The sequence below is a fragment of the Zoogloea sp. genome, from assembly GCF_041911615.1.
Taxonomy (GTDB): Bacteria; Pseudomonadota; Gammaproteobacteria; order Burkholderiales; family Rhodocyclaceae; genus Zoogloea.
In genome coordinates this window covers 15,215-37,674 of sequence record NZ_JAYROR010000015.1, presented here as the reverse complement: position 1 = coordinate 37,674, position 22,460 = coordinate 15,215, and the positions used below count along the sequence as shown (strand labels likewise).

General features: G+C 69.2%; 25 protein-coding genes. 12 read left to right on the top strand and 13 right to left on the bottom strand.

Going from position 1 to position 22,460, the window contains the following annotated elements:
• Positions 1–28: 28 nt before the first annotated feature.
• Genes ACE3P2_RS01920 through ACE3P2_RS01910 form a run of 3 tightly spaced genes read right to left on the bottom strand, consistent with a single transcriptional unit; the run spans position 29 to position 2,421 of the window.
• A complete protein-coding gene (locus ACE3P2_RS01920; protein WP_374260322.1) occupies positions 29–745 on the bottom strand; it encodes a UPF0149 family protein in 717 nt (238 codons plus the stop codon).
• A complete protein-coding gene (locus tag ACE3P2_RS01915) occupies positions 742–1,437 on the bottom strand; it encodes a tRNA (guanosine(46)-N(7))-methyltransferase TrmB (RefSeq protein ID WP_374260319.1) in 696 nt (231 codons plus the stop codon). Before ACE3P2_RS01915 ends, ACE3P2_RS01920 begins: the two co-directional genes overlap by 4 nt.
• 9 nt (positions 1,438–1,446) lie before the next feature.
• Positions 1,447–2,421 carry a tRNA dihydrouridine synthase gene (locus ACE3P2_RS01910; RefSeq protein WP_374260316.1) on the bottom strand — a complete coding sequence of 325 codons (975 nt, stop codon included), beginning with the start codon at positions 2,419–2,421 and terminating at the stop codon, positions 1,447–1,449.
• Positions 2,422–2,643: 222 nt separating this feature from the next.
• Here ACE3P2_RS01910 and ACE3P2_RS01905 point away from each other — a divergent pair, with 222 nt between their 5' ends.
• Positions 2,644–3,996 carry a TAXI family TRAP transporter solute-binding subunit gene (locus tag ACE3P2_RS01905; RefSeq protein ID WP_374260313.1) on the top strand — a complete coding sequence of 451 codons (1,353 nt, stop codon included), beginning with the start codon at positions 2,644–2,646 and terminating at the stop codon, positions 3,994–3,996.
• Between the two features lie 51 nt (positions 3,997–4,047).
• The gene (xpt, locus tag ACE3P2_RS01900; RefSeq protein WP_374260310.1) at positions 4,048–4,656 is read left to right on the top strand and encodes a xanthine phosphoribosyltransferase; all 609 of its coding nucleotides are present in this window, start codon (positions 4,048–4,050) and stop codon (positions 4,654–4,656) included.
• A 179-nt stretch (positions 4,657–4,835) separates the two neighbouring features.
• On the opposite strand, the gene ACE3P2_RS01895 is transcribed toward xpt, so the two are convergent.
• The 6 genes from ACE3P2_RS01895 to ACE3P2_RS01870 all read right to left on the bottom strand — a co-directional run bounded on the left by ACE3P2_RS01895 (position 4,836) and on the right by ACE3P2_RS01870 (position 11,625).
• On the bottom strand, positions 4,836–5,705 hold the full coding sequence (locus ACE3P2_RS01895) for a 2-keto-4-pentenoate hydratase (RefSeq protein WP_374260308.1): 870 nt from the start codon (positions 5,703–5,705) through the stop codon (positions 4,836–4,838).
• A gap of 212 nt (positions 5,706–5,917) precedes the next feature.
• Positions 5,918–6,889, bottom strand: coding sequence for a CapA family protein (locus ACE3P2_RS01890; RefSeq protein ID WP_374260306.1), 972 nt, complete (start codon positions 6,887–6,889; stop codon positions 5,918–5,920).
• Entirely contained in the window at positions 6,886–7,290 is a 405-nt protein-coding gene (locus tag ACE3P2_RS01885; RefSeq protein WP_374260304.1) for a hypothetical protein, read from the bottom strand. Before ACE3P2_RS01885 ends, ACE3P2_RS01890 begins: the two co-directional genes overlap by 4 nt.
• 152 nt (positions 7,291–7,442) lie before the next feature.
• On the bottom strand, positions 7,443–9,335 hold the full coding sequence (locus tag ACE3P2_RS01880) for a propionate--CoA ligase (protein ID WP_374260301.1): 1,893 nt from the start codon (positions 9,333–9,335) through the stop codon (positions 7,443–7,445).
• Positions 9,336–9,407: 72 nt separating this feature from the next.
• Positions 9,408–10,580: a diguanylate cyclase gene (locus ACE3P2_RS01875; protein WP_374260299.1), complete on the bottom strand. Its 1,173-nt coding sequence runs from the start codon at positions 10,578–10,580 to the stop codon at positions 9,408–9,410.
• A 25-nt stretch (positions 10,581–10,605) separates the two neighbouring features.
• The gene (locus ACE3P2_RS01870) at positions 10,606–11,625 is read right to left on the bottom strand and encodes an oxidoreductase (RefSeq protein WP_374260297.1); all 1,020 of its coding nucleotides are present in this window, start codon (positions 11,623–11,625) and stop codon (positions 10,606–10,608) included.
• 162 nt (positions 11,626–11,787) lie between these two features.
• On the opposite strand from ACE3P2_RS01870, the gene ACE3P2_RS01865 reads away from it, so the two are divergent.
• On the top strand, positions 11,788–12,687 hold the full coding sequence (locus ACE3P2_RS01865; protein WP_374260294.1) for an HDOD domain-containing protein: 900 nt from the start codon (positions 11,788–11,790) through the stop codon (positions 12,685–12,687).
• A 9-nt stretch (positions 12,688–12,696) separates the two neighbouring features.
• Here ACE3P2_RS01865 and ACE3P2_RS01860 read toward each other — a convergent pair whose 3' ends face one another.
• On the bottom strand, positions 12,697–14,610 hold the full coding sequence (locus tag ACE3P2_RS01860) for an ATP-binding cassette domain-containing protein (protein WP_374260292.1): 1,914 nt from the start codon (positions 14,608–14,610) through the stop codon (positions 12,697–12,699).
• Between the two features lie 340 nt (positions 14,611–14,950).
• Between ACE3P2_RS01860 and ACE3P2_RS01855 the strand changes: the two genes are divergently transcribed.
• The 4 genes from ACE3P2_RS01855 to bfr are packed head-to-tail and all read left to right on the top strand — an operon-like array spanning position 14,951 to position 16,025.
• Positions 14,951–15,142 carry a hemin uptake protein HemP gene (locus ACE3P2_RS01855; protein WP_374260290.1) on the top strand — a complete coding sequence of 64 codons (192 nt, stop codon included), beginning with the start codon at positions 14,951–14,953 and terminating at the stop codon, positions 15,140–15,142.
• Positions 15,139–15,294 carry a hypothetical protein gene (locus tag ACE3P2_RS01850; protein ID WP_374260287.1) on the top strand — a complete coding sequence of 52 codons (156 nt, stop codon included), beginning with the start codon at positions 15,139–15,141 and terminating at the stop codon, positions 15,292–15,294. The genes ACE3P2_RS01855 and ACE3P2_RS01850 overlap by 4 nt, the downstream gene beginning before the upstream one ends.
• 27 nt (positions 15,295–15,321) lie before the next feature.
• The gene (locus ACE3P2_RS01845; RefSeq protein ID WP_374260284.1) at positions 15,322–15,552 is read left to right on the top strand and encodes a (2Fe-2S)-binding protein; all 231 of its coding nucleotides are present in this window, start codon (positions 15,322–15,324) and stop codon (positions 15,550–15,552) included.
• Positions 15,549–16,025 carry a bacterioferritin gene (bfr, locus tag ACE3P2_RS01840; RefSeq protein ID WP_374260282.1) on the top strand — a complete coding sequence of 159 codons (477 nt, stop codon included), beginning with the start codon at positions 15,549–15,551 and terminating at the stop codon, positions 16,023–16,025. The genes ACE3P2_RS01845 and bfr overlap by 4 nt, the downstream gene beginning before the upstream one ends.
• Positions 16,026–16,110: 85 nt before the next feature.
• On the opposite strand, the gene thpR is transcribed toward bfr, so the two are convergent.
• From thpR to ispD, 3 genes are read right to left on the bottom strand one after another with little or no spacing between them, the layout of a single operon-like run.
• Positions 16,111–16,644, bottom strand: a complete 534-nt coding sequence (gene thpR, locus ACE3P2_RS01835) for an RNA 2',3'-cyclic phosphodiesterase (protein WP_374260279.1) — start codon at positions 16,642–16,644, stop codon at positions 16,111–16,113.
• Entirely contained in the window at positions 16,637–17,128 is a 492-nt protein-coding gene (gene ispF, locus ACE3P2_RS01830; RefSeq protein WP_374260276.1) for a 2-C-methyl-D-erythritol 2,4-cyclodiphosphate synthase, read from the bottom strand. The genes thpR and ispF overlap by 8 nt, the downstream gene beginning before the upstream one ends.
• Positions 17,125–17,832 (bottom strand): 2-C-methyl-D-erythritol 4-phosphate cytidylyltransferase, encoded by a 708-nt coding sequence (ispD, locus tag ACE3P2_RS01825; RefSeq protein ID WP_374260273.1) that lies wholly within the window; start codon positions 17,830–17,832, stop codon positions 17,125–17,127. The genes ispF and ispD overlap by 4 nt, the downstream gene beginning before the upstream one ends.
• Before the next feature lie 132 nt (positions 17,833–17,964).
• Here ispD and ACE3P2_RS01820 point away from each other — a divergent pair, with 132 nt between their 5' ends.
• Genes ACE3P2_RS01820 through ACE3P2_RS01800 form a run of 5 tightly spaced genes read left to right on the top strand, consistent with a single transcriptional unit; the run spans position 17,965 to position 22,454 of the window.
• Positions 17,965–19,233: an MgtC/SapB family protein gene (locus ACE3P2_RS01820; protein WP_374260270.1), complete on the top strand. Its 1,269-nt coding sequence runs from the start codon at positions 17,965–17,967 to the stop codon at positions 19,231–19,233.
• A 44-nt stretch (positions 19,234–19,277) separates the two neighbouring features.
• On the top strand, positions 19,278–20,096 hold the full coding sequence (gene amrB, locus ACE3P2_RS01815) for an AmmeMemoRadiSam system protein B (RefSeq protein ID WP_374260268.1): 819 nt from the start codon (positions 19,278–19,280) through the stop codon (positions 20,094–20,096).
• Entirely contained in the window at positions 20,083–20,652 is a 570-nt protein-coding gene (amrA, locus tag ACE3P2_RS01810) for an AmmeMemoRadiSam system protein A (protein WP_374260265.1), read from the top strand. The genes amrB and amrA overlap by 14 nt, the downstream gene beginning before the upstream one ends.
• Before the next feature lie 4 nt (positions 20,653–20,656).
• A complete protein-coding gene (amrS, locus tag ACE3P2_RS01805) occupies positions 20,657–21,736 on the top strand; it encodes an AmmeMemoRadiSam system radical SAM enzyme (protein ID WP_374260263.1) in 1,080 nt (359 codons plus the stop codon).
• A 46-nt stretch (positions 21,737–21,782) separates the two neighbouring features.
• A complete protein-coding gene (locus ACE3P2_RS01800) occupies positions 21,783–22,454 on the top strand; it encodes a dienelactone hydrolase family protein (RefSeq protein WP_374260260.1) in 672 nt (223 codons plus the stop codon).
• The last annotated feature ends 6 nt before the right edge of the window (positions 22,455–22,460 follow it).

The following is a 22,460-nucleotide window of genomic DNA, read 5'->3' as shown; positions in this document are numbered from 1 at the left end:
CGCCCGGGCCGCACCGCGGCCGACCCGATCAGGCGTCCGCGCCGCAGCACTTCTTGTACTTCTTGCCGCTGCCGCAGGGGCAGGGATCGTTGCGCCCGGGCCCGCTCTTCCGGGCGCCGGCCGCCGCGCTCACCGCCACAGGCTCGGGCGCCGGCAGGCCGAGGGCGCGCCAGGTCTGGAACAGGTGCTGCACGGCGAGGCCCTTTTCTTCCAGCTCAGCGAGCTGGGCCTCGGCATCGGGCGGCACCACGACTTCCTCCTCGGCACCGAGAAGGGTTTCCAGCAGTTCCTCGGCGATGGCGGTATCGCTCACCGCATCCGGCCACTCCGGCGGCCACATCTCGAAGCCCTGCTCGAAACCGTTGGTCCACTCCTCGCCGATGGCCGGGTCGTCCTCGCCGCCCTGGGCGTAGCAGAACGGCTGCCAGCCCTCGGCCTCGCCTTCCTCGTCGCCCTCGTCGTCGCCGATCAGCGCCAGCATGTCGTTGTGATAGCGCAGGACCAGCTCGATGGCCTTCTGCAGCACCGCGCCGGAACCAAAGCCCACTTCGCCTTCGTCGGCGGTCCACACCGCCGGCAGCCATTGCTCGACCTTGACCGGCAGCGGCGAGGCGATGATCGCGGCGAGATAGCCGTCGAGCATCTCGAGGTTCATGCAGTCGGCGGGCACATCGTCGGAGACGAGCAGCTCCTCGAGTTGTTCCAGCTCTTCGTCGGACAGCGGTTCGGATTGGATTCGGGTCATGACGGGTCTTGCTCCAGGTTGGGTTGGCGATCGAACTCCACCACACACCGGTAAAGGGTCTGGCCGGAATCCCGGTACTTGCGTTCGAAAGGGGTCAGCGGAACGGGCGCCTCGAAGGCCTCCCAACCCACCTCACGACCGGTGAGCAGCCCCAGCGCGACGGCGAATTCTTCCACATAAATGTTCCAGTTACTGCGACATTCCAGCCGTCCCCCCAGCCGCGGCACGAACGGAAACACCGGGTGGGCGTGCCAGCGCCGGGTCAGGTGGCCGATCTTCGGCCAGGGGTTCGGGTACAGGATGTAATGCCGCGCCAGGCGGATGCCGGCATCGGACATGAGGCGCCAGTAATCCACCAGATCGGCCCGCACGAAGACCATGTTCTTCGGCAGCAGGGCGTCCGGGTAGGGCTTCTTGCGGGTCAGGCGGTCTTCGGACTGATCGACGCCGATCACCCAGTGATCGGGAAACGCCCGTGCCAGCTGGATCGTGCTGTGTCCCACGCCGCAGCCGGCGTCGAGGATCAGCGGCGCCTTGCCGTCCCAGCCCGCGAGGCTGGCCTCGAAGGCGGCCTTGTTGTAATCGAGGCAGGGTTTGCGGAAATCGGAACGGGCGTGCTTCGCGACCCGTTCGACGAGGTTTTCATGAACGCCCTGCTGGGCGCTCTCGGGAATCTTCGAATTGGCGTACATCCCGCAATTCTACGCGGCGGCCAACAGCACCGGAACGCCGTGACGCGCCAGCAGGTGGCTCACCGCCGGCGCGTCCTTGAGCGCCCGCAGCTCCGCGTACAGCCGTTCTGCCGCCGGAAAGTTGCGCCGCATCAGCCCCAGCCACTGCTTGAGCCGCCCCGGCGCATGGCGCGACTCCACCTTGGCCAGCACCCGGCGCCAGAACTCCCCGATCAGCGGCAGCAACTCGGCCCACTCCGCGTCGCGGTCCACCGGCGCCTCGCCGCCCGCGCGGATGCGCCGCACCAGGAACGGGTCGGCCACCGCGCCGCGGCCCAGCATCACGTCGCGAGCGCCGCTCACCGCCCGGCAGCGCCGCCAGTCGTCCTCGTTCCACACCTCGCCGTTGGCCACCACCGGCACCACCACCACGTCGGCGATGCGCCCCACCCATTCCCAATGGGCCGGCGGACGGTAGCCGTCGTTCTTGGTGCGGGCATGGACCACCAGCCCCTCCACCCCACCGTCGGCCAGCGCGCGGCCGCAATCCAGGGCCCGGGCCGTATCCGCCACCCCCAGACGCATCTTGGCGGTGAACGGAATCGACCGCGGCACCGCCGCGCGCACCGCGCAGGCAATCGCGTAGAGGCGCTCCGGCTCGTCGAGCAGCGCCGCGCCGCCGCCATGCCGATTGACCAGCGGCGCCGGGCATCCGAAGTTGAGGTCGATGCCCGCCGGCGCCAGGCGCGCCAGTTGCGCCGCGTTGTCGGCCATGCACGCCGGGTCCGAGCCCAGCAGCTGGACCCGCACCGGCGTTCCGCTGCCGGTGCGGCTGCCGGTCGTCAGCTCGGGCGCGGTGCGAACGAAGGCGCGCCGGGGCAACCGCGTGCCGGAAACGCGCACGAACTCGGTCACCGCATGGTCGTAGCCCGGCACGCGGGTCAGCACCTCGCGCAGAACGTCGTCCGCGAGGCCTTCCATCGGCGCCAGCAGGAGGCGGGTCATCGGGGAAAAATCCTTGTGTTTCAAAGCCGGGGGCGCAATGTACCGGAGATTGCCGGCCGACAAAAGGCAGGCCGACCACGCCACCGGCCGCCGGCATCGCCCCGCCAGCCGCCAGCCCCATCCGGCGATCATGGGCCGGCGCGCCCACGGCCAGCCCGCCGGCGCGGTAAGATTCGCCCCCCAAGCCTCGACCCGCCGGGCCGCCCGCACGCCAACGCCATCATGCGCCGCACCCCCTCCGACTCCGCCGACACCCGCAACCTGCGCGACCTGCTGACCCTGGCGTTGCCCGCCCTGCTGCTGATCGCCGGCGCCTTCGTGCTGGCCTGGCAGTTCGTGCGGCCGGCGCCGCCCAAGAAGATCGTCTTCAGCACCGGCGCGGCGGGAGGCGCCTACCACTATTTCGGCGAGCGCTACCGGGAGAAGCTCGCCCAGGAAGGCATCGAGGTCGAGCTGCGCCCCTCCAGCGGCGCCGTCGAGAACCTGCGCCGCCTCAAGACCGACGACAGTGTCGACGTGGGCTTCGTGCAGGGTGGCATCGCCAACGAACCCGACGCCGAAGACCTCGCCACCCTCGGCAGCATGTACCTCGAACCCGTATGGGTGTTCTACCGCGGCCGCGAGGCGCTGGAACGCATCGACCAGTTCAAGGGCAAGCGCCTCGCCATCGGCGTGCCGGGCAGCGGCGCCCAGCTCTTCGCGCTGCAACTGCTGTCGGCCAACGGCTTCCAGACCCACGACCCCACCCTCGTCGCCATCGGGGGCATGGAGGCCGTCACGGCCCTCAGGCAGGGCGACGTGGACGCCTTCTTCGTCGTCGGCGCGCCCCAGGCGCCGGTGGTGGACGCCCTGCTTCACGCCGAAGGCATCAGCCTGCTCGACTTCGCCCAGGCCGACGGCTACGTGCGCCACTTCCCGCATCTCGTGAAGGTCACCCTGCCCCGCGGCGCCCTCGACATCGGCGGCGACCGCCCACCGCGCGACATCCACCTCGTCGCCGCCACCGCCAACCTCGTCGTCAAGGCCGACATCCACCCGGCCATCGTCACCCTGCTCCTCAAGCACGCCCGCGAGCTGCACAGCCCGCCCGGCCTGCTCCAGGCCGCCAACGCCTTTCCCACCCCCCACGACCACGCCCTGCCGCTGCACCCCATGGCCCAGCGCTTCTACGAATCCGGCCCGCCGCTGCTGCAACGCTACCTGCCCTTCTGGCTGGCGGTCCTGATCGACCGCCTGTTCGTCATGATCCTGCCGTTGATCGCGGTGGTGCTGCCGCTCTCCAAGGTGCTGCCCGGCCTCTACAACTGGCGCATGCGCTCGCGGGTGTACCGCTGGTACGGCGAGTTGAAATACCTCGAAGCCGAGATCGACGCCACTCCCGAGGCCGCCCGCACGCCCGCCGCGCTCGCCGCCTTCCTCGCCCGGCTCGACCGCATCGAGCAGCGCGCCGCCCACCGCAAGCTGCCGCTGGCCTTCAGCAACGAGCTGTACACCCTGCGCGAACACATCGGTCTGGTGCGCCGGCGTCTCGTCCGCCTCGCGGAAAGCGTCACGCCGCCCCCCGCCACCCATTGATACAGTGAATCCGCCGGTCTGCCCTCGCGCCGGCCCCACCCGACCGCCATCATGAGCCCCCATCTCGACCTCACCGCCCCCTACCTGCCCCTCGTCCGCCGCATCGAAGCCGAGGGCAGCGTCGACGGCCAGATGCTCGTCATCGACCACTTCCTCAACCACCGCATCGAACCCGCCTTCCTGTTCGAGCTGGCCCACGAGCTGGCCCGCCGGCTGTCCTTCTTCCAGCCCCACGTGATCCTCACCGCCGAGGCCAGCGGCATCGCCCCCGCGCTGATCGTCGCCCAGGCCCTCAGCGTGCCGATGGTCTACGCCAAGAAGTACGCCCTCGACGTGGAGACCCCCGCCGTGTGCCGCACCCTGCCCTCGCCCACCAAGGGCGGCGAGACGCAGCTGGCGATCTCCACCCGCTACATCAAAGCCGGCCAGCGGGTCGTCATCGTCGACGACTTCCTCGCCAACGGCCGCACCGCCGCCGCCCTCATCGCGATGGCCCGCGAAGCCGGCGCCGAGGTGCTGGGCGCCGGCTTCGTCGTCGAAAAGCGCTTCAAGGGCGGCCGCGAGCACATCGAGGATCTGCGGGTGCCGGTGTCCACCCTGGCCCAGGTCGAACGCCTCGAAGACGGCCACGCCATCCTGACCCAGCCGCGGCACGGGTAGGCGGTTCGTCCCCCGGGCAGCCCGGGTATCCTTCCCCATGTCATCGGGGAAGGATTGAAAGTGACCATCGCGCACGCGCTCAAGGCCGGGGGGCGGCTGGTCGCCGAGCTTGATGAGATGATTGCCGCGCTCCAGGCGATGCTCGCCGAGGCAAACGAGGGCTGAACGCGGCAGCCGCGTCAGCGGAAGCTCACCCCCACCGCCGGATCGCCCGGTAGACCTGCGTATTTCACCGTCACCGCCAGCCCGGCCTTGGGCGGCAGCAGCTTGGTGAATGACCCGAGCGACAGCAGATCGCCGCGCTTGAGGGGAATGCCGGCGGCGGCGAGATCGCGGGCGAGCCAGCTGGCGGCATTCAGCGGGTTGCCGAGGGTGGCGCCGCCATTGCCGGTGTCGAGCACCGCGCCGCTGGCGTCGGCGACGGTGACGCTCATGGTTGCGAAGGACTCAGCCAGCGCGGGGGTCGCCTTGATGGGGATGGCCTTGCCGACGACGCCCGCGCGGGCGCCCACGTTGATCATCGCCAGCATCGGGCCGCCCAGTTTTGACGGGTCGGCCACCATCAGGTCGGGCAATTCGATGAAGGGCGCGTAGCTTTTGAGCGCCTTGAGGGCGGCCAGCGGCGTGTCGGCTTTGGCCAGCGCCGCCGGGTCGGCCACTTCCACCAGCAGGTCGGCCTCGAACACCGGGCGAGTGCCAAAGCTGGCGGGCAGCGTGCTGCCGCCGGGCACCAGCATGGATTTGAACAGGGTGCCGCGCAGGGGCGCGTCGTACTTGAAGCGCTGCTGCACCGCCGGGCTGGTGAGCCCGGCCTTGTAGCCGGCCACCTCGCCGTAGGTCTGGGCGAGGAAGCGCACCACCTTGTCGCGGCCGCACAGGCCATCGGCGATGCTCATCTCGCCGGCCGGCGCGGGCACCGGCTGGCGGGCGACGATGGCGGCGGCCACGGCGGCGGCTTCGAGATCGGTGGGGCAGGCTGCGTGGGTGGCCAGGGGGGCGCCGCTCAGGGCGGCCAGGACGGCGGACGGCAAGGCGTAGGCGAGTTTCATCGTGGTGGTCTCCGGGTGTTTTTTTGACGGGTCGTGGCGCGGCGCCGATCGGCGAGGACATGCAGCGGCCATTCTATGCACAGGCGTGCGGCGAGGGGGCGACGGCGTGTGGCATCGCTCCCGACGCCCGGCCCTGAACCTGGGGATTCGCGTTGATTTCTCGATAAAAATCGCCGTCGCGCAAACGCCGACAAGGCGGTGACGGCGGGCAGTCAGGGGGGGCGGCACAGCCTGACGCGGGGCTCGCCCCGCCGGCCGCAAGGGGTGGCGGCACCGGGCGCGGGGGCCGGCGAGCCGTCGCCGTCGAGTTGCGCTTCGACGGTGCGCCAGGCGACGACGCCGCGTTTGTCGAGTTCGAGCCGCAGCAGCCACCCGACGCGGCCGGCGGGCTCGTCGTCGAAGCCGTCGAAGACGAAGTTGCCGAGGCTGTAGACGATGGGCCGGCCCCGGTACAGTTCGGCGCCCTGGGTGACGTGGGGATGGCCGCCGACTACCGCGGCGGCGCCGGCATCGATCATGCGCCGGGCCAAGGCACGCTGACGCGCGGAGGGCTGGCGCTCACGCTCCCAGCCCCAGTGCATGAAGGGAATCACCAGATCGGCCCCCGCCTTGCGGGCGGCGCGGATGTCGGCGACCACCTGGCTGTCTTCGCTCCAGGCAATGCCGGCGTGGCGGGCACCGGCCTCGAAGGCGCGCGGCTTGAACTCGTTGTAGCCGAGCACCGCGACGCGCAGGCCCTTGCGCTCGATCCACAGGGGGGCGTGGGCGTCGGCGAGGTTGCGGCCGCCGCCGAAGCGGCGGATGCCGGCGGCGTCCAGGTGGGCGATGGTCTCGACGAAGGCGTCGCGGCCGTAATCGCCAGAGTGGTTGTTGGCGAGGGAGACGGCGTCGAAACGGCCCCCCAGCCGCGACAGCACCCGCGGGTCGGCGCGGAAGCTGTAGATCTTGTTGGCGAGCGGCGTGCCGGTGGTGGCCACCGGGCATTCGAGGTTGGCGATGCGGTAGTCGGCGTCGGCGAGGAGCGGCGCGAAGGCGGCGAGCGGGTCGCCGCCGGCGGCGATGAGCCGGCCGGGGCCGTCGTCGAGCATCACGTCGCCGGCGAAGACGAGACGCAGGGTGTCGGCGCGCGACATCGGCGCCACGACGAGCAACGCGGCCGCCAGCAGCAGACGGCGGGCGCTCACCGGCGGCCTCCGGGGGCGATTTCGCACCAATATTCCAGCTCGCTGTCGCGGCGTGGTTCGTACACGCGCTGCTGGCCGGTGAAGCCGAAGGGCCCGGCCTGGCGGCGCAGGGGCAGCGGGTAGCTGGCCTGGTGCAGCGGCACCGGTCCGTGATCGAGATCGGCGTAGGTGTAGATCTTGACCGCGGAGAGCCCGGCCGGCGCGATCTCGACCACCGGCTTGAACAGGAAGTGGCTGCCGATGGGCACGGCCTCGACGCCGTAGGGCGAGGCCACCGGGCGCACGCGATGGGCGTGGGTTTCGCCGCCGTAGGTGGTGTGACAGACGACGCTGGGCGCGGCCGCCGCGACAAGGCCGGGCAGGAGCACAAGGAGCAGGATCGGCAGGCGGAAGGGGTTCATCGGGCGGCGCAGACGGAACGTGGTGGGATGATCGACAGACAGGGGTGGCGGGCGATTCGTTCTGCGGCCGGAGAACGATGGCGCCCGCCCCGCTGGGAGACAAAAAAGCCGACCGGGTGAGCGGTCGGCTTTCGGGTTGGGCTGGAGGGCGATCAGGCGCCGAGGGCGGCCTTGATCTGGTCCAGCGTGGTCGGGTCTTCGATGGTCGTCAGATCGCCCGGGTCGCGGCCTTCGGCCAGGGCCTGGATCGAGCGGCGCAGCATCTTGCCCGAACGGGTCTTGGGCAGGCCGGAGATGAAGTGCACGCGGGCCGGACGGGCGATGGCGCCGAGGCTGCCGTCGACGATCTTCATCACGGCCTTCTCGAGCTCCACGACCTTTTCGGGGGTGTCGATGGTGGCCGGGTCCTTGACCACGGCGAAGGCCATCGGCATCTGGCCCTTGAGCTGGTCGGCGACGCCCACCACCGCGACTTCGGCGATGGCCGGGTGCGACTGCACCGCTTCCTCGATCTCGCGGGTGCCCAGACGGTGGCCGGCGACGTTGATGACGTCGTCGGTGCGGCCGAGGATCTTGTAGTAGCCGTTGTCGTCCTTGATACCCCAGTCGAAGCTGGAGTAGACCTGCGGCTCCTGGAACAGGGTGAAGTAGGTGGACACGAAGCGCTTGTCGTCGCCCCACACGGTGGACAGGCAGCCCGGCGGCAGCGGCGGCACGACGCCGACGATGCCCTTCTCGTTGGGGCCGCACTCGGAGCCGTCATCGCGGAACAGGCGCACGTCGTAGCCGTACACCGGGAAGCCCGGCGAGCCTAGCTGCACTTCCTGGTGCTCGACGCCCGGCATCAGCGAAAGCATGGCCCAGCCGGTTTCGGTCTGCCAGTAGTGGTCGATGACCTGGATGCCCAGCTCGTCCATCATCCACTGGTGGGAGGTCTCGTCCATCGGCTCGCCGGCGCAGTAAAGGGCGCGCAGCTTGGAGAGGTCGTACTTCTTGAGGAAGGCCGGGTCCTGCTTCTTGAGCACGCGGATGGCGGTGGGCGCGCTGAACATGACGGTGACTTCCTGCTCCTGGCAGATCTTCCACCAGATGCCGGCGTCGGGGCGCAGCGGGGTGCCTTCGTACATGATCGTGGCCATGCCGGCGATCAGCGGGCCATAGATGATGTAGCTGTGACCAACCACCCAGCCGATGTCGGAGGTGGAGAAGAAGGTCTCGCCCGCGTTGCCGCAGTAGATGTGCTTCATGGACGCAGCCAGCGCCACGGCGTAGCCGCCGGTGTCACGCTGCACGCCCTTCGGCTTGCCGGTGGTGCCGGAGGTGTACAGGATGTAGCTGGGCTCGGAGGACTCGAGCCAGGTGACCGGCACGTTGGCGTCCAGGTGGGCGGCGCGCAGGGTGGCGTAATCCACGTCGCGGCCTTCGACCACGGCCATTTCCTTGTCGAGGCCACGATTGACCATCAGCACCTTGGCGGGCTTGTGCTCGGCCAGGTTGATGGCTTCGTCCAGCAGGTGCTTGTAGGGCACCGGGCGGCCGCCGCGCATGCCGGCGTCGGCGGAGACGATCACGGTGGGCTTGGCGTCGTCGATGCGGGTGGCCAGGGAGTGGGAGGCGAAGCCGCCGAACACCACCGAATGGATCGCACCGATGCGGGCACAGGCCAGCATCGCGAAGCAGGCTTCGGCGATCATCGGCATGTAGATCAGGACGCGGTCGCCCTTCTTGACACCGAGGCTCTGGTAGATCGCCGCCATGCGCATGACTTCGGTGCGCAGTTCGGAGAACGAATAGGTTTTCTCTTCGTTGGTCTCGGTAGAGATGTAGACCAGCGCCTTGCCGTTCGGGTTGGTTTCCGCGTGGCGGTCGACGGCGTTGTAGCAGAGGTTGGTCTCGCCACCCTTGAACCACTTGACGAAGGGCGGGTTGGAGAAGTCGTAGATCTGCTCGGGTTGTTTGTTCCAGTGGATCAGCTGGGCCTGCTCGCCCCAGAAGCCGTTACGGTCTTCGATGGAGCGCTTGTGAAATTCCTTGTATGAAGCCATGGGTTCCTCCCCCAAGTAAAAAGCCGAACATGGGCAGCGCTGGCGGTGCGTCGGGACACCCGCCGGGTGGTTTTAGTGCGCTGTCGTGGCCAGACCGGCTTCTGCGACGCGTGCGAGGGTGGCAAGCGGCAGGCCGGACGGGTGCTCGGATTCTATCAATTCCAGCAAAGGAAGGAGGGTCCGGATGGCGTCCGGAAGCTGCGCGCGCAGGCGCGCGTCGACGCCGGTGGTGGCGAGCCGCTGCAGGAGCTGGTCGATGCTGAGCGGCGGCGGCAGGGCCGGGGCCAGCATGTCGGGAGTGATCTCGCCCTCCTCGCCCACCACGCGGCTGCCGCCGGCGGCCTGACCGGCCTGCACGCGCTGCACGGCAATGCCGATGAGGTGGCTGACGGTCTGCATCTGGGCGGGGTCGGCGGCGGCGAGGCCGATGCTCAGGCGAATACGGATGCGTTCCTCGCGGTACGTCATCACGATGTGCTCGATGGCGCCCTGCAGGCGCATCGCGAAGGCGGCGGCGCCGGCCATGTCGGTGCTCGGCGAGACGACGGCGAAGCGCGCCGGCGCCAGTTCGGCGACGGTGTCCTCCTTGCGCAGTTTGGTCGCCATGATCTTGGAGAGCTTGCGATTGACGAGCTGCGCCACATGGGCGCCGTAGCGCGCGACGAGGGTGTCGAACTGGTCGATCTCGATGACCATCACCGACAGCGCGCCGTGGCGGCGCTGGGCCAGGGAAAGCTCCTGGGAGGCGTGGAAATGGAGGTAGGACTGAGTGGCCAGGCCCGAGGCCGGGTCGACCGGACTGGCACTGGCGAGGGCGGCGCGGCTCTCTTCGAGATCGCGCTGGGTGCGGGCGAGCTGGGTCAGCGCCTCCAGACGGGCCAGCAGCTCGATGTTGCCGATGCTCTTGGAGATGAAGTCGGTGGCGCCGGCCGACTTGGCCCGCACCCGCACATCGGGCTCGTCGTCGCCGGAGATGACGACGACGGGCAAGGTGCTGATGCGCGACAGGCGCGAGGAACGGATACGCTCGAGCAGCCCGTACCCATCGAGCAAGGGCATGCCGATGTCGGTGATGACCGCCTGGATGCTCGGGTCGACCAGCAGCGTCTGCCAGCCGGCCTCCCCGTCCGCCTCCTCGCGCACGTCGAAGCGGTCGCGCACATGCCTGATGATGGAAGCCCGGACCATCCGGGAGTCGTCGATGATCAGAACCCGGGGAAGAACCTGATCGCTTTCATCATTCATGCTGGACTCGCTGTTGGAGGTGACTTCAAGCCTTAACGGCAATCACCGTGCGCCCCTTGACCTTGCCGGCGATGAAGTCGTTAAAAACGCCCGGAAGTTCGGCAAACGGCACCGTGCGCGTCATCGAGGCCAGGTGGCGCGGCTTGAGGTCGGTGGCCAGGCGCTGCCAGACGCGGGAACGGGTCGGCTCGCCCATGTAGCCGGAATCCACCCCGAGCAGGCTCACGCCGCGCAGGATCAGCGGGAAGACGGTGGTGTTGAGGTTGAAGCTCTGGGCGTTGCCGATGCTGGCGACGGTGCCGGCCTGTTTCATCGTGGACAGCACCCAGGCGAGGATGTCGCCGCCGACGTTGTCCACCGCACCGGCCCACAGGCCCACATCCAGCGGACGGGTCTTGGCGGGGTCGATGTCGCTGCGGGGCTTGATCTCGGCGGCGCCGAGCTCGCGCAGGTAGGCCTCTTCGTGGGCTTTGCCGCTCAGGGCGACGACGTGGTAGCCGAGGCCGGCCAGCATGTCGATGGCGAGGCCGCCGACGCCGCCACTGGCGCCGGTGACGATCACCGGGCCGTTGGCGGGCGCCAGGCCGTTGTCTTCCATGCGCACGATGGCGAGCGCGGCGGTGAAGCCCGCGGTGCCGAGCGCCATCGCGTCGAACAGCGACAGGCCGGCCGGCAGCGGCACGACCCAAGCGGCCGGCACGCGGGCGTACTGGGCGTAGCCGCCGTGGTGGGCCACGCCGATGTCGTAGCTGGTGGCGATCACCGCGTCGCCGGCCTTGAAGCGCGGATCGGTGCTCTCGACGACGGTACCCGACATGTCGATGCCGCCGATGCACGGGAAGCGACGGATGATTTTGCCGGTGCCGGTGGCGGCCAACGCGTCCTTGTAGTTGACGCTGGAGTACGCCACCTCGATCAACACCTCGCCGTCGTCGAGCTGATCGACGGTGCAGGTCTCGATGGCGGCGGCAACCTTGCGGTTCTCGTCCTGTCGAAGCACGTAGGCCTGGAACGGGGCAACGGCGGTGGAAACGGCATTGGTCATGTTCTTCCTCTCCTCATTGGTCGGGTACGCGGGGGCGCCCCGGGGCTGGTTGTCTCCGGATTATAGCGTCGCCCCGCGATCGGACCCGCCCTGTTCCGCGCCCGGCCTCAATCCCGGGCGGCTCGCGCCGTAAATGAGGTCATCACCCGCCGGAGGACCGCCATGGCCTTGATCAACCAGCCCTTCGATAGCATCGACAGCTACACCAGCTTCTTCAGCCAGAAACCGATTCCCGTGCTCAAGCACACGGTGAAGGAACTGCAGGCGATGCGCGAGCAGGAGGACAGCATCAACGGGCGGACGGTGGCGGCGCTGGTGCTGTCCGATCCGATGATGACCCTGAAGGTGCTGATCCACATCGAGGCCAACCGCCGGGCGCGCCAGAACCACGACATCACGACCATCGAGCGGGCGATCATGATGATGGGCATCTCGCCCTTCCTGCGCGACTTCTCGGATCTGCCGACCATCGAGGGGCAGATTTCCGCCCATCCGCGGGCGCTGGTCGGTGTGCTCAAGGTGATCAGCCGGGCGCGCCGGGCGGCGCGTTATGCCCGCGACTGGGCGATCCTGCGCCACGACCTGGACGTGGACGAAATCACCGTCGCCGCACTGCTGTCGGAAGTCACCGAAATCCTGTGCTGGAGTTTCGCCCCGACGCTGACCCAGCAGGTCTACGAGATGCAGCGGGTGGATCGCGAGCTGCGCTCGGCGGTCGCTCAGCGCGCGGTGTTCAACTTTTCGGCGAAGGAACTGCAGTTGGCCCTGGTTCGCCACTGGCACCTGCCCGATCTGCTGGTGTCGATGATGGACGAGCGGCAGATCCACAACCCGCGCGTGCGCACCGTACAGCTCGCCAACAGCCTCGCCCGCCACACCGCCCAGGGCTGGGACAACGCGGCGATCCCCGACGATCTGTCGGCCATCGAGAATCTGCTACACATCGGCCGCGACAACCTGCTCAACCGACTGTCGGTGCCCCACGAATCCGTGGAGGCGCTGCTGCGGGCCGGCGGCAACGCCGAAGGCGCGCTGCCCTCCCAGCCGCCGCAGGGCTTCTGACGCGCCGGCTCACTTGCTGGCGGCGCGGGCCTCCAGTTCTTCCCAGCGCAGCATCGCCGCCTCGATCTCACCCTCCAGCGCCTGCAGGCGCGCATTGAGCGTGGGCACCTCCTGCGGCGCATCGCGGTAGATCGCCGGATCGTTCAGGCGGGCCTGGATGGCGCCCTGCTCCGCTTCCAGCGCCGCGATGCGGTCGGGCAACGCTTCGAGCTCCCGCGCTTCCTTCCAGCTCAGCCGGGCGGCCTTCGCTGGCTTCGTCGCGGCGGCGGGCGGCGCCTCCTTCTTTGGCGCGGGGGCCTTGGGGGCGGCCGGTGCGGCAACCTCGGCCGCCTTGCGGACCCGCAGCCAGTCATCGAAACCGCCGGCGTATTCCTTCCAGCCGCCGTCGCCCTCGGCGGCGATCACCTGGGTCACCACGTTGTCGAGGAAGGCCCGGTCGTGGCTCACCAGGAACACCGTACCGTCGTACTGGGCGAGCAGATCTTCGAGCAGATCGAGGGTTTCGATGTCCAGGTCGTTGGTCGGCTCGTCGAGCACCAGCACGTTGGCCGGCCGGGCGAACAGCCGCGCCAGCAGCAGGCGGTTGCGCTCGCCGCCGGAGAGCGACTTGACCGGCGAACGGGCGCGCTGGGGCGAGAACAGGAAATCGCCCAGGTAGCCGATGATGTGCGTGCGGTGGCCGGCGATCTCCACGTAATCCGAGCCCGGGCTGATGACTTCGGTGAGCGGCGCCTCGGGGTCGAGCTGTTCGCGCAGCTGGTCGAAGTAGGCCACGGTCTGGCGGGTGCCCCGCCGCACGCGCCCTTCGTCGGGCTCGAGGCCGCCGAGGATCAGCTTGAGCAGCGTGGTCTTGCCGGCGCCGTTGGGGCCGATCAGGCCGATGCGGTCGCCACGCAGGATGCGGGTGGAAAAATCACGGACGATGGTGCGCTCGCCAAACCGCTTGCTGACGTTTTCCAGCTCGGCGACCATCTGGCCGCTGCTCTCGCCGCGGTCGAGGGCCAGCTTGACCGAACCCAGCCGGTCGCGACGCGCGCCCCGCTCGCGACGTAGCGCCTCGAGGCGCCGCACGCGGCCCTCGTTGCGGGTCCGCCGCGCCTCGACGCCCTTGCGGATCCACACCTCCTCCTGGGCCAGCAGCTTGTCGAAGCGGGCATTGGCCTTCTCCTCGGCGTCGATCTGCTCGGCCTTGCGCGCCAGGTAGTCCGAGAAGCGGCCGGGAAAGCTCGCCAGAATGCCCCGGTCGAGCTCGACGATGCGCGTCGCCACGTGATCGAGGAAGACCCGGTCGTGGGTGATCACCACCACCGCACCGGGGAATTCGCGGATCAGCCCTTCGAGCCACAGGATGCCGTCGATATCCAGGTGGTTGGTCGGCTCGTCGAGGAGCAGCATTTCCGGTTCGCCGACCAGCGCCCGCGCCAGCGCCACGCGCTTGATGCCGCCGCCCGACAGGCTGCCCACCACCGCCTCGCCCGACAGCTTGAGCTGCGCCAGCACTTGCTCGACGCGCTGCTCCAGACGCCAGGCCTGGGCATCCTCGACCCGATGCTGCAGGTCTTCAAGTCGGGCCAGGGCCTCGGGGCTGGCATCGTCGGCCACCGCCAGCATCGCCGCGTGGTAATCGACCAACAGTTGCGCCACGTCGCCCAGCCCGTCCGCCACCGTGGCGAACACGCTGCGCTCGAGGGGGAAATCCGCCTCCTGGGGCACGTAGGCCACGCGGGCCCCAGGCTGCCGCCACAGCCGGCCGTCGTCGAGACTGGCCTGCCCCGCCAAAGCCTTGAGCAGACTCGACTTGCCGCTGCCGTTGCGGCCGATGAGCGCAACCCGCTCGCCGGGGTCGAGCTGGAAGGCGGCCTTGTCGAGCAGGGCCACGTGTCCAAAAGCAAGGCAGGCGTCGTCGAGGGTAATGAGCGGCATGGGGCGAAGAAGCAGGCTACGGAAAGGGCGGGATTCTAACCCGCCGGACGCCCCGCGATCCGTTTCACGACCGCCCCGGGTCGAGCGCCCCCTCACGCGCGAACATGGCCCCGCCCCGCGGCGGACGCGCCGCCGTCGAGCGCCCCAACGTCCGGCGTACCACGGAGGCAACGGCGTGACGCCACCATGCTACGAAGCGCCCCCAGGGCTTGCCGATGCCTCTTTCGACCAGTCGGCGAGAAATTTCTGCGCGATCTCCCCAAAAGCCCCGCCACACGTATTGACTTGCCCTCGGAGCGAATGTTTAATACGAATTATTCTCATTTGTTTTTGCAAAATCGTGAACAAGGCTCCCGACCACGCCCCGCTCGCTTCGCCCCCCACGGCGTCCTCACCCATGCCGGGCCAGCTCGACGCCCCGATCCGGAGCAAGGACTTGTTCGACAACCGCAACTGCGTCTTCATCGAGCATGAAGGCATGATCTACGCGCTGCGCACCACCCGTGCCGGCAAACTGATCCTGACGAAATGATGGCCACCCTTCATCACCGCCCCCACGCCCTGCCCACCGTCGCGCCCGCCAAGGGCTTGTCGGCCGTCGGCCTGGCCGCGCTGCTGGTCATCGGACTGGCGGGCGGCGTGGCCGCGATGCAGCTCGTCATCCGCCTCTACCCCTTCAACTGAACCCGTTGCTGGCAAGGAAATCCGAGAATGTACGTTTGCGTCTGTCGTGCCGTGACCGAGAAACAGATCGAATCGGCGGTAGCCGCCGGCGCTCGCCGCCTGCGCGATCTTCGGTTAGAGTTGGGCGTTACCGAGGAATGCGGCCGGTGTGCCCAGTGCGCCAAGCAGTGCCTGCATGAAGCACTCGAGCAGCATGTCCCCCTGGCGCACTCCGCGCGCGGTCATCGACCCTACCTATTGATCCAGGAGGCAGCATGAAAGGCGACAAGAAAGTCCTGCAGCATCTCAACAAGCAACTCACCATCGAGCTGACCGCCATCAACCAGTACTTCCTTCATGCGCGGATGTACAAGAACTGGGGGCTCACCAAGCTCGGCAAGCACGAATACGACGAATCCATCGAGGAGATGAAGCACGCCGACATGCTCATCGAGCGCGTCCTGTTCCTCGAAGGCCTGCCCAACCTGCAGAACCTCGACAAGCTGCTGATCGGCGAGAACGTACACGAATGCCTGCAGGGCGATTTGAAGCTCGAACAGGGCGGCCACGCGCACCTGAAGGAGGCCATCGCCTACTGCGAGTCGGTCCGCGACTACGTGAGCCGCGACATCTTCCAGCACATCCTCGAAGACACCGAGGAACACATCGACTACCTGGAAACCCAGCTCGATCTGGTCGACAAGGTCGGCATCCAGAATTACCTGCAGTCGCAGATGGAAACGGGTTCCTGACGCGCCCACCTCCGCGCGACCCCGCAAAGCCCGCACGTGTTGCGGGCTTTTTTGCGTCCCGACGCGCGCCCGGCCGACCGCCGGATCAGCCCAACATCCCGCTGCCGAGCCGCCGGTAGCTCGCACCGTCGGCGGTCCGGCACGACTCGACCAGCACCCATGCCGACACCGGCCACGCGATCGGCGCGCCGACCTCCGGCAGCGGACCTGACGGACGGGCCTTGCGGATCAAGGTGACGTGGGGAAAAAACGCCGCCCCCGTGGCCGGCGCCATGCCCAGCCCCGCCAGCGCCCGGCGGATTTCCACCACCAGCCGGTCCAGCGCCGCCGGCCAGGCGCGGCAACCCGCCCAGAGGAGATGGTTGTGCGGCCAGTGACCGAGGGTGTCGAGTTCGAGGCGAAAGGCGTCGGCGCGCACCGCCGCCAATGCCGCCAGCACGGCCGGAACGCGCGATTCGGCCACATCGCCGATGAATTCGAGGGTCAGGTGCAGGGAGTCGTGTCGCATCCGACGGCCACCGCAACACGGGGCGGCCCGGGCCGACAGCGCGTGAAGCGCGTCGGCCACCGCCGGGTCGGGCCACAGGGCCACGAAAACCCGGCGCGTGGCGTCAGCCATCCACCCGCGCCAGCAGGGCCACGGCCTGCGCGGCGATGCCCTCGCCCCGGCCAGTGAAGCCGAGCTTCTCGGTGGTCTTGCCCTTGACGTTGATGGCCGCCGGCGCAACGCCGAGATCGGCGGCGATGTTGGCGATCATCGCCGGCACATGGGGCAGGATCTTCGGCGCGCGGGCGATCACGGTGGCGTCCACATTCACCGTCTGCCAGCCGGCCGCGCGGGCGGCGGCGGCCGCTTCGCGCAACAACACGCGGGAATCGGCGCCTTCGAAGCGTGGATCGGTGTCGGGGAAATGGCGGCCGATGTCGCCCAGGCCAGCCGCGCCAAGGATGGCGTCGGTGATGGTGTGCAGCAGCACGTCGGCGTCGGAATGGCCGAGCAGGCCGCGCTCGAAGGGAATCGTCACCCCGCCGACGATCAGCGGACGGCCGGGAACCAGGGCATGGACGTCGAAGCCCTGGCCGATGCGGAACGGTACATTCATGCTTGCCCCTCGCGGTGCTGGAGAATCCACTCGGCCAGGTGCAGATCGAGGGGATAGGTGACTTTCAGGTTGGTCGGATCGCCACGCACCAGGCGCGGGCGCAGGCCCATCGCTTCGATGGCGCTGGCCTCGTCGGTGACATGGCGGGCGTTCTCGAGGGCGCGCTTGAGCATCACGTAGCGGAACATCTGCGGCGTCTGGGCCTGCCACAGGCCGTCGCGGGGCACGGTGTCGGCGATGCGGTGGGTGCTGTCCTCGCGCTTCAGGGTGTCGGCCACCGGCACGGCCAGGATGCCCCCCACCTCGTCGTGGATCAGCTCGCGCACCAGGGTTTCGATGTGCCAGGGCGCCAGGCACGGCCGGGCCGCGTCGTGGACCAGCACCCAGTCGGACTCGGCGGCTTCGGCGGCGATGGCGCGCAGGCCGTTGAGCACGCTCTCGGCGCGGGACACCCCGCCGCAGAACAGCGGTACGAGCCGATCGCCGAAAGGCGTCCAGTCGTGCCGATCCCACGTCTGGTCGCCCACCGACAGCACCACATACACCCGGTCGATCACCGGCGATGCGCACAGCACCCCGAGGGTGTGGCGGATGAGGGGCTCGCCGAGCAGCGAGAGATATTGTTTGGGTTGCTCGCTCTTCATCCGGCTGCCGCTGCCGGCGGCGGGGACGATGGCGAAACAACGGCTGGTCGGAAATCGCATCCCGCGATTCTAACCGCAAGTGCCCGCAACGCCCGGCCGCGGCGCCCGCGATTCGTGGCGCAGGGCGCGCCAGCGCTTAACCTTGGCCGATTCCTGCCGCAAAATGGATCATTCCCGCCCGCGAGACTCGCCATGCTGCTGTCCCTGCCTTTCGAATCGCGCCAGCTCGAAGCCCTCGCGCTCGCCACGGCCATCGGCCTGCTGATCGGCCTCGAACGCGAACGCCGCCCGAGCACCAAGGCCGGCGTGCGCACCTTCGGACTCACCGGGCTGCTCGGCGCCGTCTGCGCATTGCTGGCCGAGCTGCTGGCGACGCCGGCCTTCATCGTTGCCGGCTTCGTGCTGGTGGCGCTGATGATCGTCGCCGCCACCCTTCGCCAACCCGACGCCGACGACCCCGGCACCACCTCGGTCGTCGCGATCCTGGTGTGCTACTGCCTCGGCGCGATGGTGTGGCTGGGCCACGGCCGGCTCGCGGTAATGGCCGCCGTGGGCTCGACGATGCTGCTCTACTACAAGTCCGAGCTGCGCGGCGTCGCCGCCCGCCTCACCGGCAAGGACTGGCGTTCGATCCTGCAATTCTCGGTGCTCTCGCTGATCGTCCTGCCGATCCTGCCCGATCACGGCTTCGGCCCGTATGAGGCGGTCAATCCCCATCAAGTCTGGCTGATGATCGTCCTCATCTCCGGCGTCAGCCTGGCCGGCTACACCGCCCTGCGCTTCGTCGGCGCCCGCTACGGCGCGCCGCTGCTGGGCCTGCTCGGCGGTCTGGTGTCGAGCACCGCGACAACCATGGTGTTCGCCCGCCATGCCCGCGAAAACCCGGCAATGGCCTCCACCGCCACCCTGGTCATCCTGCTCGCCAACCTCATCATGGTGGTGCGCATCGTCGCGATCGCCTGGGCGCTCTCGCCCGGCGTGGTGCCGCTGCTGCTGTTCGGCTGCGTCGCCGCGGTGCTGATCGGCATCGTGGTGATCGGCTTCAACTGGCGCCAGCTCGCCGGCCAGGGCGATCTGCCGGTCCCCGAAACCCGCAACCCCACCGAGCTGCGCGCCGCCGTCGGCTTCGGCGCCTTCTACGCCGGCGTGCTGCTGTGCGCCGCCTGGCTGTCGGACATCGCCGGTCGCGGCGGCCTCTACCTGCTGGCCTTCATCTCGGGCCTGACCGACGTGGACGCCATCTCGCTGTCGACCCTGCGCCTGCTCAATCTGGGCAAGCTCGAGGTCGCCTCCGCCGCCATCGCGATTCTGCTGGCCATGCTCGCCAACCTCGCGTTCAAGTCGGCGCTCGCCTTCATCCTCAGCGGCGGCGCCCTCGGGCGGCGGGTCACGCTGGGCATGGCGGCGGTGGGCGCGGGCCTGGGCAGCGGCATCGCATGGTTGCTGCACAGCTCCCTATAATGGGAACAGGACTTGCCCCTCGCATCCACGGAACCCACGAAATCATGGCTCACGCGTCCCAACGTCTTCCGGCCGTCGCCGGCGTGTTCTACCCCGCCGACCCCCACAGCCTGCACGCCCAGATCTCCGGCTACCTCGCCAGCGCCCTGCCGGCCGAAGTTGTGCACGCCCCCAAGGCGTTGATCGTGCCCCACGCCGGCTACATCTACTCGGGCGCCGTCGCCGCCAGCGCCTACGCCGAGCTGGTGCAGCGCCACGACGTGATCCGCCGCGTGATCATCCTGTGTCCGACCCACCGCGTCGCCGTGCGCGGCATGGCGCTGCCCGCAGCCCAATCCTTCGTCACCCCCCTGGGTGCCATCGCCATCGACCGCCAGGCCTGGCTCGTCGCCCGCGAGCTGCCCGGCGTGGTGGTGGACGACCGCCCCCACGCCGACGAGCACGCCATCGAAGTCCAGCTACCCTTCCTGCAATCCACCCTCGACCACTTCGAGATCCTGCCGCTCGCCGTCGGCCACGTGGACGCCCAGCACGTCGCCGGTCTGCTCGAAACCCTGTGGGGCGGCCCCGAGACGCTGATCGTCATCAGCTCCGACCTGTCCCACTACCACCCCTACCGCCAGGCCCAGTGGCGCGACAAGGCCACCCTCGCCAAGATCGCCCAGCTCGACGCGACCCTCGACGGCGAGCAAGCCTGCGGCGCCGGCGCGATCAACGGCCTGCTGCTGGCCGCCCAGCGCCATCACCTGGCCGCCCACCTGCTCGACCTGCGCAACTCCGGCGACACCGCCGGCGACCGCGAGCGCGTCGTCGGCTACGCCTCCATCGCCTTCTCCGAAAGCCGCAGCCATGCCCACCACTGACGCCGCCCTCGGCCACGCCCTGCTCAGCCACGCCCGCAAGGCGATCGCCGACGCGCTCGGCCTGTCCGCCCCCGGCGCCGCCGACCATCCGCGCCTCGCCAGGCGCGGCGCCTGCTTCGTGACCCTCACCCTCGACGGCGCGCTGCGTGGCTGCATCGGCAGCCTCAACGCCCACCGGACGCTGGGCGTCGACGTGGTCGAGAACGCGCGCGCCGCCGCCTTCTCCGATCCGCGCTTCGAACCGCTCACGGCAGCCGAATTCGGCCATCTGCGCATCGAGGTCTCGCTCCTCACCGAGGCCGACTTCATCCAGTTCCGCGACGAGGCCGACGCCCTCGCCCAACTGCGCCCCGGCATCGACGGCGTGATCTTCTTCAACGGCTGCCAGAAGGCCACCTTCCTGCCCCAGGTGTGGGATCAGCTTCCCGACAAGGCCCGCTTCATGGCCGCCCTCAAGCAAAAGGCCCGACTCCCCGCCGACTTCTGGGGCCCCAACGTGATGATCGCCACCTACCAGGTGGACAAATGGCACGAGGAACCCGCATCCAAGGAGTGACGCCATGACCGCCCATCCCGCCCGCTACTGGCATGCCCTCGACGACGGCCGCCTGCAGTGCGACCTCTGTCCGCGGGATTGCCGCCTCCACGAAGGTCAGCGCGGCGCCTGCTTCGTGCGCCAGATGATCGATGGCCGCATGGTGCTCACCACCTACGGGCGCAGTTCCGGCTTCTGCATCGACCCCATCGAGAAAAAGCCCCTCAACCACTTCTATCCCGGCAGCAGCGTGCTCTCCTTCGGCACCGCCGGCTGCAACCTCGCCTGCAAGTTCTGCCAGAACTGGGACATCTCGAAAAGCCGCGACATGGACCGCCTGATGGACGCCGCGTCGCCCGACGAGATCGCCGACGCCGCGGCCCGCCACGCCTGTCGCAGCGTCGCCTACACCTACAACGACCCGGTGATCTTCGCCGAGTACGCCATCGACACCGCGATCGCCTGCCGCGCCCGGGGGATCGCCAACGTCGCGGTCACCGCCGGCTACATCCACCCCGACGCCCGGCGCGACTTCTTCGCCGTGATGGACGCCGCCAACGTCGATCTCAAAGCCTTCACCGACGACTTCTACATCCACCAGTGCGGCGCCCGCCTCGCCCCGGTGCTCGACACCCTCGCCTGGCTGCACCACGACACCGACGTGTGGGTCGAGATCACCACCCTGCTGATCCCCGGCCTCAACGACTCCGACGCCGAAATCGCCGGGCTCGCCCGCTGGGTCGCGACCGAACTGGGCCCCGACGTCCCCCTCCACTTCACCGCCTTCCATCCCGACTACAAGCTCGACCAGCTCCCGCCCACGCCGCCCGCCACCCTCACCCACGCCCGCCGCCTCGCGCTCGATGCCGGCCTGCACTACGTCTACACCGGCAACGTCCACGACCCGGACGGCGGCGCCACCCACTGCCCGGGCTGCGGCCAGGTCGTCATCGAACGCGACTGGTATGCCATCGGCGCCTACCGCCTCGACGCCCGCGGCGCATGCACCGCTTGCGGTCACGCCATCGCCGGCCGCTTCGGTGCGTTCGGTGGCGCATTCGGGCCGCGCCGTGTTCCAGTGCACATCCACGCCGAAGGACGGTGACGCACGCCCTTGCGGCCCCCCGCGCGCCCGTGCCATCGTCCCCACCATGATGAAACTCCGCCAGACCGCGCTCAGCATCGCCGCCGGCCCCATCTGGCTCGAAGCGCTGCAGGCCCACGCCCCCGACAGTGCTGGCCTGATCGTGGTCGCCCAGACGGCCGTCGGCAATCACCGCGAATCCCGCGAAGCCCACTTCGTCCATCGTCTCCAGGAGGCCGGCTTCGCCACCCTGATCTTCGACCTCATCACCCGCTACGAAGAAGCCCGCGACCCCGACACCCGTTACAACACCCCGCTCCTCGGCCAGCGCCTCGCGGCGCTGTTCGAATGGCTGCGCCACCAGCCGCCGCTCATGGCACTGCCCATCGGGCTGGTGGCCAGCGGCACCGGCAGCGCCGCCGCGGTGCGCGCCTTGGCGCGGGAGCCCGATCTCGTCGGCGCCCTGGTGTGCCGTGGCGGACGCCCCGGCCTGGCGGGCATCACGCCACTGCGCCAGGTCGCCTGCCCGACGCTGATGATCGTCGGCGAGCGCGACGAAGGCATCGCCAACCTTCGCCAGGCCTACGATCTCATCGGCGCCCCCAAGGCCTGGCGCGGCCTCGCCGGCACCGACGACGCCTTCCGCGAACCCGGCGCCCTCGACACCGCCGCCACCCTGGCCGCCGAGTGGTTCCACGCTCATCTCCAGCGCAGGCCCGACACCGGCGACGCCCCATGAGCAACG